At 67.2% G+C, this 13229-nt stretch carries 11 protein-coding genes; 1 reads left to right on the forward strand and 10 read right to left on the reverse strand.

Annotated features, from left to right (window positions below):
• Positions 1-2: 2 nt before the first annotated feature.
• From LDO29_RS27490 to LDO29_RS27510, 5 genes are read right to left on the reverse strand one after another with little or no spacing between them, the layout of a single operon-like run.
• The gene (locus LDO29_RS27490; RefSeq protein WP_224082905.1) at positions 3-1607 is read right to left on the reverse strand and encodes an AMP-binding protein; all 1605 of its coding nucleotides are present in this window, start codon (positions 1605-1607) and stop codon (positions 3-5) included.
• Positions 1600-2163: a (2Fe-2S)-binding protein gene (locus tag LDO29_RS27495; protein WP_396022728.1), complete on the reverse strand. Its 564-nt coding sequence runs from the start codon at positions 2161-2163 to the stop codon at positions 1600-1602. The genes LDO29_RS27490 and LDO29_RS27495 overlap by 8 nt, the downstream gene beginning before the upstream one ends.
• Complete coding sequence (locus LDO29_RS27500; protein WP_224082906.1) at positions 2160-2975, reverse strand: FAD binding domain-containing protein; 816 nt, start codon at positions 2973-2975, stop codon at positions 2160-2162. The genes LDO29_RS27495 and LDO29_RS27500 overlap by 4 nt, the downstream gene beginning before the upstream one ends.
• Positions 2972-6010: a xanthine dehydrogenase family protein molybdopterin-binding subunit gene (locus tag LDO29_RS27505; protein WP_253074153.1), complete on the reverse strand. Its 3039-nt coding sequence runs from the start codon at positions 6008-6010 to the stop codon at positions 2972-2974. The genes LDO29_RS27500 and LDO29_RS27505 overlap by 4 nt, the downstream gene beginning before the upstream one ends.
• Positions 6007-6144, reverse strand: a complete 138-nt coding sequence (locus LDO29_RS27510; protein WP_224082907.1) for a hypothetical protein — start codon at positions 6142-6144, stop codon at positions 6007-6009. Before LDO29_RS27510 ends, LDO29_RS27505 begins: the two co-directional genes overlap by 4 nt.
• A 298-nt stretch (positions 6145-6442) precedes the next feature.
• Between LDO29_RS27510 and LDO29_RS27515 the strand changes: the two genes are divergently transcribed.
• Positions 6443-7348 carry a LysR family transcriptional regulator gene (locus tag LDO29_RS27515; RefSeq protein ID WP_224082908.1) on the forward strand — a complete coding sequence of 302 codons (906 nt, stop codon included), beginning with the start codon at positions 6443-6445 and terminating at the stop codon, positions 7346-7348.
• Positions 7349-7368: 20 nt separating this feature from the next.
• On the opposite strand, the gene LDO29_RS27520 is transcribed toward LDO29_RS27515, so the two are convergent.
• The 5 genes from LDO29_RS27520 to LDO29_RS27540 all read right to left on the reverse strand — a co-directional run bounded on the left by LDO29_RS27520 (position 7369) and on the right by LDO29_RS27540 (position 13002).
• The gene (locus tag LDO29_RS27520) at positions 7369-8070 is read right to left on the reverse strand and encodes a sterol desaturase family protein (RefSeq protein ID WP_224082909.1); all 702 of its coding nucleotides are present in this window, start codon (positions 8068-8070) and stop codon (positions 7369-7371) included.
• 79 nt (positions 8071-8149) lie between these two features.
• Complete coding sequence (locus tag LDO29_RS27525; RefSeq protein ID WP_224082910.1) at positions 8150-9889, reverse strand: GMC family oxidoreductase; 1740 nt, start codon at positions 9887-9889, stop codon at positions 8150-8152.
• 34 nt (positions 9890-9923) lie between these two features.
• The gene (locus LDO29_RS27530) at positions 9924-10886 is read right to left on the reverse strand and encodes a tripartite tricarboxylate transporter substrate binding protein (RefSeq protein ID WP_224082911.1); all 963 of its coding nucleotides are present in this window, start codon (positions 10884-10886) and stop codon (positions 9924-9926) included.
• 69 nt (positions 10887-10955) lie between these two features.
• A complete protein-coding gene (locus LDO29_RS27535) occupies positions 10956-11549 on the reverse strand; it encodes a UbiX family flavin prenyltransferase (protein ID WP_224082912.1) in 594 nt (197 codons plus the stop codon).
• Between the two features lie 4 nt (positions 11550-11553).
• Entirely contained in the window at positions 11554-13002 is a 1449-nt protein-coding gene (locus tag LDO29_RS27540; RefSeq protein ID WP_224082915.1) for a UbiD family decarboxylase, read from the reverse strand.
• Between the last annotated feature and the right edge of the window lie 227 nt (positions 13003-13229).

Here is a 13229-nt window from a genome sequence, read left to right on the forward strand (position 1 = left end):
TCTTACTCCTTGATCGTGTCGACAGGCGTGGCGTCCGCTGCCTGGTTGGGGTTGGGGTTGAGATTGAGGTCAGGGTTGCGGGAATGCGAGGCGGGCACGTACTCGCCGGCGGAGAGCTTGCGGCGCAGGATCTTGCCGACCGGCGACTTGGGGATCTCCTCCACGAAGACGTAATCGCGCGGGCGCTTGAAGTTCACCAGGTCCGAGCCGCGGCAGTAGGTATCCAGTGCCTGCGCATCGACGTTGCCGCGCGACTTGACGAATGCCACCACCTTCTGGCCCCAGCGCGGGTCCGGCACGCCGGCCACCGCCACCTCGTCCACCGCCGGATGCAGCGACAGCACCGACTCGATATCGACCGGCGAGATGTTCTCGCCGCCGCTGATGATCATGTCGTCGACCCGGCCGCTGACGAAGAGGTCGCCCTCGGCGTCAAAGTAGCCGGTGTCGCCGGTGAAGTACCAGCCGTCGCGCAGCGACTTGGCGTTAGCGTCGTCGCGGTTCCAGTAGCCTTCGAAGGCCTCATCGCCGCGCAGGTCGGCGATGATCTGGCCTTCCTCACCAGTGGCCGCCAGATCGTCGGGCGAGCGGGCGTCCAGGCGCACCACGCGCAGGCGCGTGTTGATGCCGGCGCGCCCCGCGCTGCCGGGCTTGCGGGTGGCGCGCTGGTCGATGCTGAAGGTGTACACCTCGGATGAGCCGTAGTGGTTCACGAACAGCTCCGGCTCGAAGGCCAGCGCAAGGCGGCGCAGCAGGCCGTCGCTCATCGACGCGCCGGCAAAGCCGAGCTTGGTCGCGGTGCGGATCGCCGAGGGATCGAATCCCGGATCGGCCAGCAGGTCGTGGTACAGCGTCGGCACCAGGTACAGGCAGGTGATCCGGTGGGTGGCGATCTCCTTGAGCGCCTGCCCGGCATTCCAGCGCCGCACGCAGACGAACAGGCCGTCCACCAGCGCCATCGCCAGCAGCGAGCGCACGCCCATGGTGTGGTAAAGCGGCATCACGCCAAGGGTGCGCTCGCCATGGCGATACAGGTTCTGCGCCACGTGGGCGAGCGCGGCGGCGCGCTCCTGCCGGTGCCGGCGCGGCACGCCCTTGGGCTTGCCGGTGGTGCCCGAGGTGTAGAGCATCAGCGAGACAGCGCTCGCTTCGGCCACCGGGGCGTCATGCAACGCAACGCTGTCCAGCAGCGAGGCGAACGACATCGAGCCGCCCGCCGCGCCGTCCAGCGCAATGCAGGGCACGGCCTGCGCCGCCGGGCTGGCCAGCACGGCATCGGCGCTGACCGGCTCGAACACCAGCGCCTTGACGGCGGCATCGCGCACGCAATAATCCAGCTCCTCCGGCTTGGCGCGCCAGTTCAGCGGCACCATCACGATGCCGGCGAACTGGCAGGCCCAGTGCAGCGTGGCCATTTCCCAGCGGTTCTGCAATACGGCCAGTAACCGATCGCCTGGCACCAGGCCGATCTCGCGCAGGCCGGCCGCCACGCAGCGGATACGCTCGTACCACTGCGCATAGGTGAGCATCAGGTCGCCATCGACGATGGCGGGCGCGTGCGGGCTGCGCTCCACGCTCTGCAGGAAGGTGCGGCCAAGATCAAGCATCGCAGGCCTCCTCGCTGGCCACGCCGGCAGCCGCGCGGCGCGCGGCCACGTCGAGCACCGCCGCCACGATGGGGGTGTAGCCCGTGCAGCGGCACAGGTGGCCGGACAGCATGTCGCGCACCTGCGCCTCGGTGGGTTGCGGCACGCGCTCGAGGTAGTCCGCACACGACATCAGAATGCCGGCGGTGCAGAAGCCGCACTGCAGCGCGTGGTGGCGGCGGAAGGCTTCCTGCAGGTCGCTCAGGCCTTCTGACGGCGCCAGGCCTTCGACGGTATCGATGGCCCGGTCCTCGCTCTGCACCGCCAGCATCAGGCACGAGCGCGCCGCGACGCCGTCGACACGTACCGTGCACGCGCCGCAGACACCGTGCTCGCAGCCGACGTGGGTGCCGGTGGCGCCGAGCTCGTGGCGCAGGAAATCCGACAGCAGCTCGCGCGGCTCGCAATAGCCGCTGCGCTCGCGGCCGTTCAGGGTCAGGGTTATGCGGCGTCGCTCATGCCGGCCCATCACCTCGGCGGGCTTGCCGAATTCGGCGCCCTTGGTGGTCTTGCTCATTTTGCCTCCTCGATCACACGCATGCCCAGTTGCCGCACCAGGTGCCGGCGGTACTGCGCGCTGATATGGGCGTCGTCCTGCGCGCCCAGTTTCCAACTGAAATCATTGATGGCTTGCGCCAGGTCCTCGCCCCGCAACCGGGGCCAGGTTTCCAGCACGGGGCGGTCCGCCACACCACCAACCGCCAGTGCGATAGCGTTATCGGTGACGGTGGCCGCGCAGGCCACCAGCGCAAAGTCGCCATGGCGCGCGGAGAATTCGGCAAAGCCGTAGCGCGCGCCGGGGCGCCGAAGCGGGAAACGCACCGCTTCCACCAGTTCGTCGGGTTCTCGCGCCGTCATCAACATGCCCTGGAAGAAACCGGCCGCCGGCAAAACGCGGCGCTGTCGCGCGGAGCGCAGCACCACCTCGCCGCCCAGCGCGGTCAGTACCAGCGGCAACTCCGCGCTCGGGTCGGCATGGGCGACCGAGCCGCACACGGTGCCGCGGTTGCGGATCTGGAAATGCGAGATATGCGGAAAGGCCATGGCCAGCAGCGGCACCTCGTCAGCCAGCGTGCTGCGCCATTCGACGCCGCCCTGGGTGGCCGCGGCGCCAACCACAAGGTGAGCGTTTTCCACGCGCACCGTGTTCAGCTCAGCGGTGCGCGAGATATCGACAAGCAGCTGCGGCTGCGCCAGGCGCATATTGAGCACCGCCATCAGCGACTGGCCGCCGGCCAGCACGCGTGCGCCCTCGCCGCCACGGGCCAGCGCCTCGAGCGCGTGCTGCGTGGTTTCGGCGCGCAGGTAATCGAATGCGGACGGTTTCATCGGCGGACTCCCAAACGTGCCAGCAGGCGGACAAGCCAGCCTTGCGGCCGTACCGGCTTGCCGGCGGCCTGGCGGCCGAGCGATTCGAACAACTGGCGCAGCACCACCTTGGCCGCGCCCTCCAGCATGCGTCCGCCCACGGCGGCGACCTTGCCGGATACCTCGGCCTCGTAGTCGTAGCTCAGACGCGTGCCGCTGCCATGCGAGACCAACTCCACCAGGCCCGCGCCGCCCGCGCTGCCCAGCGAGGACATGCCGGCACCCGCCAGTCGCAGCCGGCGGGGGGGATCGAGGTCCGACAGCCCGATCTCGGCCTCGAAGCGCGCCTTGATCATCCCGACCCCTACCGTCACGTCGGCGCGGTAGTGGTTCTCGGCGGTGCGCTCCAGCGCGTGGCAGCCGGGCACTACCTTGGCCAGCGCCTGCGGGTCGAGCAGCACGGCGAATATGGCTTCGGGCGTGGCATCGAGATCCACCGAGCCGCGTGCCGTCAGGGCCTTGCCGCCGCCCTTGCGGGCCGCGGGCACGGCGGCCTCGCGCATCGCCTCAAGCAACTCCGGGCGCGACGGCGGCGGGTCGTCGAAGCCCACCATGGCCATCACCTTGGCCGGGGTCAGCGGCAGGCGGATGTCCCGCACGCCGAGCGCGTCCGCCACCGCGTTGGCGATGCAGGGCGGCGTGCTCATATTGTTGCCCTCGCCTAGGCCTTTGGCGCCCAGCGGCGTGAAGGGGCTGGGTGTCTCCAGGTGGACGATCACCGGATCGGGCACCTCGCAGGTGGTCGGCATCAGGTAGTCGGCCAGGGTGCCGGACTGGAAGCTGCCGTCGGCGCCATAGCGAAACTCTTCCATCAGCGCCGCGCCCAGCCCTTGGGCGAAGGCGCCGCGGATCTGGCCATCGGCCAGCGCCGGGTTGAGCAGCGTGCCGGCGTCATGCGCGGTCACATAGCGGTCGATACGTACGCGCCCGGTGGCACGATCGATCTCTACGCCGCACATATCGAAGGCAAAACCATAGGCGGCGGAAGTATTGATGCGGTCCAGGTCGTCCGGCGCTTCCAGGTTGGGCGGCGACCAGAACACCGTCTCGCGCAGGCCCGGCTCCTCGCCCGCAGGCAGTTGCTGCGGCGACCAGTGCGGCGCATTGCTCGCTACGCGTGTGAACGGCAGGGCGGATTCAGGCGCGCCTTTCCTGGCAATGCGGCCGTCTTCGAACAAAACCTCCGCAGGCGTGCAGCCGAACTGCGGCGCCACGATGCGGGCCAGCTTGTCGCGCACCCGCTCGGCGGCCAGGTGCACGGTGCCGGCCACGGCGCCGGCAAAGCGGCTGGAGTAATTACCGGCGGCGACCGACCACGCATCCTTGTGGGTATCGAACTCGACGTTCACTACCACGTCGGCCGGGTTCACGCCCAGCACATCGGCCACCACCTGCGCGCACACCGTCATATGGCCCTGGCCGGCCGGCGTCGAGGCAATGGTGACCACCACGCCGCCGAGCAGGTCGACGCTGACCGTGGCGCTGGCGATGGCGCCGTTCTTCGGCCCCGCCTTCTTGCGCGCCTCGGCCGGCATGGCGGTGGTGATATAGCCCATATTCGACACCGAAGGCTCGACGATGGCGGCAAAGCCAATGCCGTACAGCCGGCCCTCGCTGCGTGCGGCGTCGCGGCGGCGTTTCAGTTCCTCATAGCCGCCCTCCTCCAGCGCGCGCGCCAGCGCCAGCTGGTAGTTGCCGGAATCCAGCAGCGCGCCTGCCGCAGCCCGATAGGGAAAGGCACCGGCCGGGACGAAGTTGCGGCGATACACATCGAGTGGATCGAGCCCGAGTTCCGTCGCGATGCGGTACACCAGGCGCTCCAGCGCGAAGTACACCTGCGGGCCGCCAAAGCCCCGCACTAGGCCGGTGGGCGTCTTGTTTGTCATCACCACGCGGTTGCGCACCAGCAGGTTGGGGATGTCGTAGGCGCCGGTCAGGCAGCCGTGCATGCGGTAGAAGGTGGCGGGCTCCGGCGCGCGCAGGTAGCCGCCGCAGTCTTCGATCTGGTCGTAGGACAGCGCCATGATGCGGCCGTCTGCCGCCACAGCGGCTTCCAGCGTGGACAGCCGCGCGGTGGCGGAGGTGGCGGCGCTGAGATGCTCCAGCCGGTCTTCCACCCACTTCACCGGTGCGCCGGCCTTGCGGGACGCCAGGCACATCAGCACCGCATAGGGAAACACGGCCTGCTTCACACCGAAGCTGCCGCCGGAATCGCGCGGGGCTTTGTGGCGCAGCCGGTTGGCCGGCACCTTGAGCGCCATCGCCATCACCGCATGCAGCGAGAACGGCCCCATGAAATTGGAGGTGACGTCGTAGCCCTCGTCACCGGGCAGGAACTCGGCAATCACCACGCCGCATTCGATCGGCGTGCAGGTGTTGCGCGGATAGTGCGCGGTCAGCGTGACCCGGTGCGGCGCCGCGGCAAAGGCGGCTTCAGGCTCGCCGTAGCGGAAGTGGCGGTCGCTCACCACATTTGCGCCTACGCCGGGATGCAGGATGGGCGCCTCGTCGGCCAGCGCGGCTTCGATCGATACCACCGGCGGCAGCACGCGATAAGTGACGCGCACCAGGTCGAGCGCGTCTTCGGCCAGGGCACGGCTCTCGGCCATTACCACGGCCACCGGCTCGCCCACATAGCGCACGCGGTCCATCGCCAGCGCCCATTGCTCCATTGGCGACTTCACGGCGACCACGAAGGGACGCGACCAGGCCGCCAGGTCGGCGCCGGTCAGCACCGCATGCACGCCAGGCGCGGCAAGCGCCGCGCTGGTATCGATGGTGCCGAGTTCGGCATGCGCATGCGGGGAGCGTACGATGGCGGCGTGCAGGGTGCCCGGCTTCACGGACAGGTCGTCGCCATAGCGGCCACGGCCGGTGAGGATGGCGGCGTCCTCGAGCCGCTCCATCGAACGGCCGACGTGGCGCTGGCGCCCGGCCGCAGCGCATTCAAGGTGGAGGGCCGCCGCTGCTGCAGGCAGGTTGCGCTTGTCGCTCATGACCGGCCCTCCCGCGTGGCGGGACTGTGACGGTCCATCTGGCACGGGGAGATGCCAGGCGGCACGAGGCGAACGCCCGCTACCGCTGTCTCCAGTGTCGTGCCGGTCATGCCGCCAGCATCGTTCTGTCTCATTCCTGACTCCGTTCTGCGCGGCGGCCCCGGCAGGCGAATCCGCCGGGGACATGCAACGTTGAGCAGGAGCTTAGTGAGATTATGGTATTAGTTCTAATAGTGTTTTTTGATTCGCTGTATCAATGATAATGATGCAAGTCCTGATGGGCGTTGACGAGCACATCTGGCCTGCTAGCGCGCCAAGGATAAGTGTTTTCCCCAAATAGTGGGGCAGGCGTTCCCGCGATGGGGCGGCAAAAAAGCTGATACGCTCAGTCCCAGCCGTACAAATTTATTGATACCTGATCGATCACTTGGCATGGACCTCAAACAGATCCAGTATTTCATTGCGCTGTTCGAAGACGGCTCCGTCACGCGCGCGGCGAAACGGCTGAATATCGTGCAGCCGGCGCTGAGCATGCAGATCGCCAAGCTGGAGGAAGAGTTCGGACAGAAGCTGTTCGATCGCATCCCGCACGGTATGGTGCCGACCGCCGCCGGCCGCATGATGTATCGGCTGTTGCTGCCGATCGTGCGCGACCTGGCCAATGCGCGGCAACAGCTGATGCAACGCGACGAGCAAGTGGCCGGCAGCATCTCCATCGGCATGGTGGCGTCGGAGACGGAGAGCGTGCTGGTGGGTTCGCTGGCGCGTTTCAACGCGCGCTACCCGAACGTGGAGGTATCGGTGGCGGACGGCTTCAGCGCCACGCTGATCGACCAGGTTTCCGCCGGCCAGCTTGACGCGGCCGTGGTGCATAAGCCCCGTGGCAAGCTCTCGCTCCATGTGCAATCCCTGCACGACGAGGAAATGGTGCTGGTCACCAGTGCCAAACATGGCCCGGAACTGCCGGCAGCCGTGGAACTCACCAAGCTGCCGGGGCTGGAACTGGTGCTGCCCACCAAGCGCCATGGCTTGCGCGGCGTGCTGGATGCGGCCACGCAACTGGAAGACGTGACCTTGCAACCGAAGTTCGAGATCGACATCCTTGGCACCATCGTCCAGTTCGTCGAAGCCACGCGCTTTGCCACGGTGCTGCCGCGCATCGTGGTGCAACGCGCCGTGGGCGAGGGCCGGTTGCGCGTGTACCCCATCCTTGCGCCGCGCATCGTACGCCACCTGGTGTGCGTGAGCCATCCGCAGCGCCCGCTCAGCACGGCCGCCGACGCGCTGATCGCGATCGTGGCCGAGGAGATCCGGAGGGTATCCGGCACCGCCGCCTGATCCGGGCGCTGCGGCCCTGGCTACCCCTGCCCTTCCACCGGCCTGCGCACCACGCGCGGGGCATCGCTGCGCGTGCCGAACAGCGTGTCGCAGATCGGGAAGGTCAGGTTGAAGTTCTGCGTGGCCATCAGTTCGGGATCGTGATGCGTGACGTGCAGGCGCCGCACGGTACCCACCAATGGCATCTTGTCCAGCCGCGGGCTGTCCGTGATGTGGGATAGCGTATGCAGTCCTTCGTACATCAGGTAGTACGCCGCCATCGTCATCAGCGCGATATACCCCGCGTTCTTCGAGAACACCGCGCCGATCGCCAGTGCGAACGGCACTGCGGCAAGCACGAAAGCCACTGGCGCAAAGGGCGGGAACAACAAGGCGCGCCAGTGCTTCTGGCCTTTGTACTCAAGCGTAAGGTGCGTGAAGAAGCGATGATGCACCGCGCAATGCCGTTTGTAGATCATGCTGAAAAAGCGCGTCGGCCGATGCAGTACATAGCGGTGCGCGGCCCACTCGGCCCAGTTCCCGAACAGGAAAATCGGCACGATCGCGAGCCACTGCGCCAGCGTCGGTGCTTGCAGTTTCATCGCGCACCAGGCAATCACCCCACCCGTGAACAGCAGCGTGAAGGCGAGATGCAGTTCGCCGCGGTACCACGCGGGCGTGGACGCGACATACTCGTCGCGGAAGCGGTAAGAGCGTGCGCGGACTTCGTCATCGTATTTCATCGTTGTCTCCTCGTTCCAGGCGCTGGTGGCGCGCCATAGTGCAGCTTCGGTGTTCACCTTTGGCTTTCAGCTTCGGTGTTCAGCCCGGATCGGCAACTTCGCTCAACGCCCGCCGGGTTGCGCGGCGCTCGGCCAACATGGCATCGGCGATCTTTTCCGCGAGCATGATGGTGGGAATGTTGGTATTGGCCGTCGGCAGCCGAGGCATCAGCGACGCGTCGACGACGCGCAGCCGGCCGACATCGTGGACGCGGCCCGTTGCATCCGTCACCGCGCTCCGGTCCGCATGCGCGCCCATCCGGCAAGTGCCGCTGGCATGCCAGACCCCGAAGACGCTCTGGCGCACGAAGCCCTCCAACGCGGACTCATCCGCGAGCAGGCTGGCCAGGTTTGCCCCGCCCGTGACAAAGCGCGCGATCAGGCTTCTGCGTAGCGGCCCCGAGACATCGAGCAGTGCCCCCAGCAACCCGGTGAGCAACGCATTGCCGCGGCTCACGCGGCTCAGTGCCTTGACGCGCGGCGAAAACATAGCGGGGAAGAAATCATCCGGATGCTGATACAAGGCCGACGCACCGACAATCCGCACCAGCCTGCGCACACCAGCCACCATGCGTCGCAGATCCCGCTCGTCGTCTAGCAGGTTGAGCTCCACCATTGGCGGCACATCCGGCTGGGCTCCCGCAAGGCTCACCTGCCCGCGCGAGAATGGCCGGTTGCACCACAGGAAGAAGAGGCCGAGCCGATTACCGAGCGCATGCCAGCCCGCCCGCGTCGAGCTGGACAAATACATGTCCGATGCTTCCCCGCCCGGCACTTCGGATGAGAAGCGCGCCGCCGTCATGCTCGAGCGCCGGCGCGAGAGCGGCATGCGGTACTCGGGCGCGAGGAACTGGCAGAAGGTCAGCGCAGGATGATCCTGGAGATTGCGGCCAACGCCGGGCCGGTCGGCCACCACCTCGATGCCGAGCGCCTGCAGCGCGGCCGCGTCGCCAATCCCCGCGCGCATCAGGATGGCGGGCGACTGCAGCGCGCCCGCGGACACGATGACCTCTCCGGCTTCCAGCGCCAGCCGCGCTCCGTCGGCACGAACGGCGATCACCCCGCGCGCTTCCCGTCCGGATACGACGAGCTCCTTCACCGTTGTCTCGGCAAAGATCCGCAGATTGGTCCGCTTGCGCGTGTGCGCATCGAGATAGGCGATGGCGGTCGATACCCGCTTGCCATCGACGTTCGAGAAGGCAGCGGGAAACCAGCCATCGCCGAACTCCGCGTTCTGGTCGTCCAGCGCGGACAAACCGCTGCGGCCCATCGCTTGCGCAAATGCCGTGCAGAACGGCGGCCACGCCTGCGGCGGGATGCGGCGGATCGGCACCGGGCCGTCGCTGCCGTGCATCGGGCTGCTGGCGAAATCCACATCGCGTTCGAGCTTGCGGAAAAACGGCAACACGTCCTGCCATGACCAGCCGGGCGCGCCCGACGCCGCCCACTCGTCGTAGTCGCGCGGCAGCCCGCGGTTGGCGGCCTGCACATTGATGCTCGATCCGCCGCCTATGACGCGCGCTTGCTCGTAGAGCTTGGCGGGCCCCCCTGCCACGGCGCGCGCCTGCAGCGATGGCCAGATGTACCGGTCGCCGAAGAACAAGGGCATCGGATAGCTGTCGAGAATCTCCGCCGGCACCGCGCCAGGCGGAGTATCGACGCCCCCCTCGATCAGCGCGACGCGTATGCCCGGGTCCCGCGACAGGCGATTGGCCAGCACGCAGCCGGCGGACCCGCCACCAACGATCACATAGTCGAAGCGGTCCCTCGGCGTTCCCATGTGTTCTCCCCTTGTCATGTGCGTCGTTGCTGCGTCATTGCAAGGGGATCGCCGCGTCATGCACCACCTGCTTCCACTTCGCCAGTTCCTTGCCGATGAACGCCGAGAAGTCCGCCGGGCTGCCGCCGGCCGGACTGACGCCCTGGTCGTGGAAGATGTTGCGCACCTCCGCCGTGCGCAGCGCGTCGTTGATCTGCGCGTTCAGCTTTCGCACGGTCTCCGGGGGCGTGCCGGCCGGCGCGACAATGCCGTGCCACGATGACGCGTCGTAGCCGGGCAGGCCGCTCTCCGCCATGGTGGGCACTGTGGAAAGCGACGCGAAGCGGCTCCGGTCCGCCACGGCGAGCGCGCGTACCTTGCCGGACTTCACGAACGGCAACACATGGGGCAAGGCGTCGAAGGCCACTTCGACCTGCCCGCCGGCCAGGTCGGTCAGCATGGGCGTGCTGCCCTTGTAAGGCACCTGGGCAAGCGAGACGCCGGCACTGCGCTCGAACAGCGCCATGGCAAGGTGATTGGATGAACCGCTGCCCGACGAGCCATAGTTGATCTTGCCGGGCATGCCTTTCGCGGCTTTGACGAGATCGTCCACGGACCGGATCGGCGACCCGCTTGTCACCACCAGGGTCATCGGCGACTGCCCAGCCAGGATGACGGGCGTGAAGTCCTTGAGGGTGTCGTAAGGCAGCGACTTATAGAGCCAGGGATTGGCACCAAAGGGGAACTGCACCACCAGCAGGGTATAGCCATCGGGCGCGGCCTTGGCCACGAACGAGGTGCCGATGATCGTGCCCGCCCCGGGCTTGTTGTCCACCACCACGGGCTGGCCCCAGGCTGCGGTGAGCCGGCTGCCGACGATGCGGGCCAGCGTGTCGTTAAAGCCGCCGGGCGGGTACGGCACCACGATGCGGATCGGCTTGGCGGGATAGCCGTCCGCATGGGCAAGTCCCGTTGCCAACAGCAAAGCGAGCCCGGCATGGGCGAGCCACGTTTTCATGTCTGTCTCCTGCTGGTTCAGTATTCAAGGCGCGGCCGGGAACGACGCCCCGGTCCGCTGCGCTGGCGTTCAGCCGGCGAAATCGTGAGCGAGCCCCGACCAGCGGCTGGCCAGCGTGTCGTGCTCGATCTGGAACAGGTCGAGGATGCGACCCACGGTGTGATTGACCACGTCTTCGATGCTGACCGGATGCGTGTAGAAGGCGGGAACGGGCGGCATCACGACCGCGCCCATCTCGGTGGCGTGCACCATGTTGCGCAGATGGGCCAGGTTCAGCGGGGTTTCGCGCGCCACCAGCACCAGGCGCCGCCGCTCCTTGAGCACCACGTCCGCGGCACGCGTCAGCAGGTTGTCGGAGAACCCGTTGGCCACCGATGCCAGCGTCTTCATCGAGCACGGCGCAACCACCATGCCCGCGGTCACGAAGGAGCCGCTAGCTACGGCCGCGCCGATATCGCGCACGTTATGCACGATGTCGGCAAGCGCTTCGAGCTCGCTGCGCTTGATGCCGAGTTCCTGGGTCGCGGTGAGCATGCCCGAAGCCGACACGATGAGATGCGACTCGACGTTGTCCAGGCTGCGTATCGCCTTGAGGAGGTTGACGCCGATGGCGGCGCCGCTGGCGCCGGAGATGCCGACGATGATGCGTTTCTGGCTGGCCATGGCATCACGCTCCATCGCCGAGATACGCTTTCCAGCGCGATGGGTCGGCCGACACCAGCGCCTGCACATCGATGGTCGACTCGCCTGGAATCCGCACGCGCGTGAACACATGCCCCGAATACTTGACCGGGCGGGTCGCGTCGAGCCCCATCTTGGCGCAGATGCCTTGCAGGTGCGGCTCCGGGTTGTCGATACCGGCCAGGCTGGCCGCGACGGTCGTGGAGGGATCGAGCACCGAGCCCTGCGCCCCCGCGATCACCACCAGGTCCTGGTCCGCCTGGAAGCGCGTCGCGACCGCCCATTCGACCTCGGCGGGGTCGTGGACGTCGACATCGGTATCCACCACGATCACCTGCTTGATGTCGTAATGCGCGCCAAACGCTGAGAGAATGACGTTCTTCGCCTCGCCCTCGCGCTTCTTGTCGAGCTTCACATACAAGTGGTACCGGCATACGCCGCCCACTGACAGATGCACATCCTGCACCCCGGGATGGCTGCGCTGCAGATGTGCCAGCAAGGTGGCCTCGCGCGGAATCGCCCCAAGCAGCAGGTGCTCCATCTCCGCCGGCACGATGGTGTGATAAATTGGGCGATGCTGGTGCGTGACAGCATCGACCTGGATGACCTCGCGCAACTCGGCGCTGCTGTAGTACTTGGGAAACTCGCCAAAGGGTCCTTCCATCTCGCGCTCGCCGGGCAGAAGCCGGCCCTCGATCACGATCTCGGCATTGGCCGGCACGCGCACATCGCTGGTGCGGCACTTGATCACGGGAAGCGGCGCCCCATGCAGCGCGCCGGCGATCTCCAATTCGTCATGGTCGATCGGTGTGATGGCCTGCGAAGCCAGCATGGTGAGAGGATCGACACCGATGACGATGGCGATCGGCAGCGCCTCGCCGCATGCTTCGGCCGCACGGTAGAACGCGTCGAGATGGCGTGGCAGCATCAGGATGGCCATGCGGTCCGGCGCATGCACCTGGATGCGGTGGATCGAGACGTTCTGCACGCCCGAGCGCGGGTTTCGCGCGATAGCCAGGCCGGCCGTGATATAGGGACCGTTGTCGTGCTCGCTGTGGGTCGGGATGGGCAACAGTTCGTGCAGGTTCACCTTGTCCAGGTGGATGACCTGCTGGCACGCTGCCTCGCACTGGGCGATCTCGCGCACCGGCAGGGGCTGCGCGGCCGCACTGCGGAAGCGTTCCAGCAAGCCGTCTTCGGGCACCCTCATCGCCTCGGCGATCCACGAGCGGCGAGACATGAATCCGCTCACCACTGGAATCGCATGGCCACCGGGCCGGTTGAAGAAGGCCGCGCGCTCGCCATCCAGCCGCTTGGCGACCGCGGCAAGGGTGTGCTCAAGCGCAACCGGCTCGTCTATTGCCGCCAGCCTGCCGGTGTTGCCAAGGTGGCGCAGCCAGCTGCGCAGGGTCAGCGCCTCCTCCGGCAACGCCATGGGTTCCGGCGCGCGGTACGTTGATTCGGCTATGTGCCTGAACATTGCATTGCTCCTGAGTCGTCGGCGTGCGGGCCAGGTCCTGACTGGCCCACCGCACGCAAGGTGAGGCAAGCCTAGGGAATCGCTGATCAATGAGGTTTGCGCTTGATGTTGCACAAGCCAAGGACTTCAGCATTTCGCAATGCGGGAGAGATGGGCCGATTCAAGCCGTCATTCTCGTGTTT

It is taken from the genome of Cupriavidus laharis (assembly GCF_914271435.1).
GTDB lineage: Bacteria > Pseudomonadota > Gammaproteobacteria > Burkholderiales > Burkholderiaceae > Cupriavidus > Cupriavidus laharis.

Coding starts and splice junctions, on each gene's coding strand:
- LDO29_RS27500 (WP_224082906.1), bottom strand. CDS start 2,975: ATGAAACCGTCCGCATTCGATTACCTGCGCGCCGAAACCACGCAGCAC.
- LDO29_RS27530 (WP_224082911.1), bottom strand. CDS start 10,886: ATGAAAACGTGGCTCGCCCATGCCGGGCTCGCTTTGCTGTTGGCAACG.
- LDO29_RS27540 (WP_224082915.1), bottom strand. CDS start 13,002: ATGGCGTTGCCGGAGGAGGCGCTGACCCTGCGCAGCTGGCTGCGCCAC.
- LDO29_RS27525 (WP_224082910.1), bottom strand. CDS start 9,889: ATGGGAACGCCGAGGGACCGCTTCGACTATGTGATCGTTGGTGGCGGG.
- LDO29_RS27495 (WP_396022728.1), bottom strand. CDS start 2,163: ATGAGCAAGACCACCAAGGGCGCCGAATTCGGCAAGCCCGCCGAGGTG.
- LDO29_RS27490 (WP_224082905.1), bottom strand. CDS start 1,607: ATGCTTGATCTTGGCCGCACCTTCCTGCAGAGCGTGGAGCGCAGCCCG.
- LDO29_RS27515 (WP_224082908.1), top strand. CDS start 6,443: ATGGACCTCAAACAGATCCAGTATTTCATTGCGCTGTTCGAAGACGGC.
- LDO29_RS27510 (WP_224082907.1), bottom strand. CDS start 6,144: ATGAGACAGAACGATGCTGGCGGCATGACCGGCACGACACTGGAGACA.
- LDO29_RS27535 (WP_224082912.1), bottom strand. CDS start 11,549: ATGGCCAGCCAGAAACGCATCATCGTCGGCATCTCCGGCGCCAGCGGC.
- LDO29_RS27505 (WP_253074153.1), bottom strand. CDS start 6,010: ATGAGCGACAAGCGCAACCTGCCTGCAGCAGCGGCGGCCCTCCACCTT.
- LDO29_RS27520 (WP_224082909.1), bottom strand. CDS start 8,070: ATGAAATACGATGACGAAGTCCGCGCACGCTCTTACCGCTTCCGCGAC.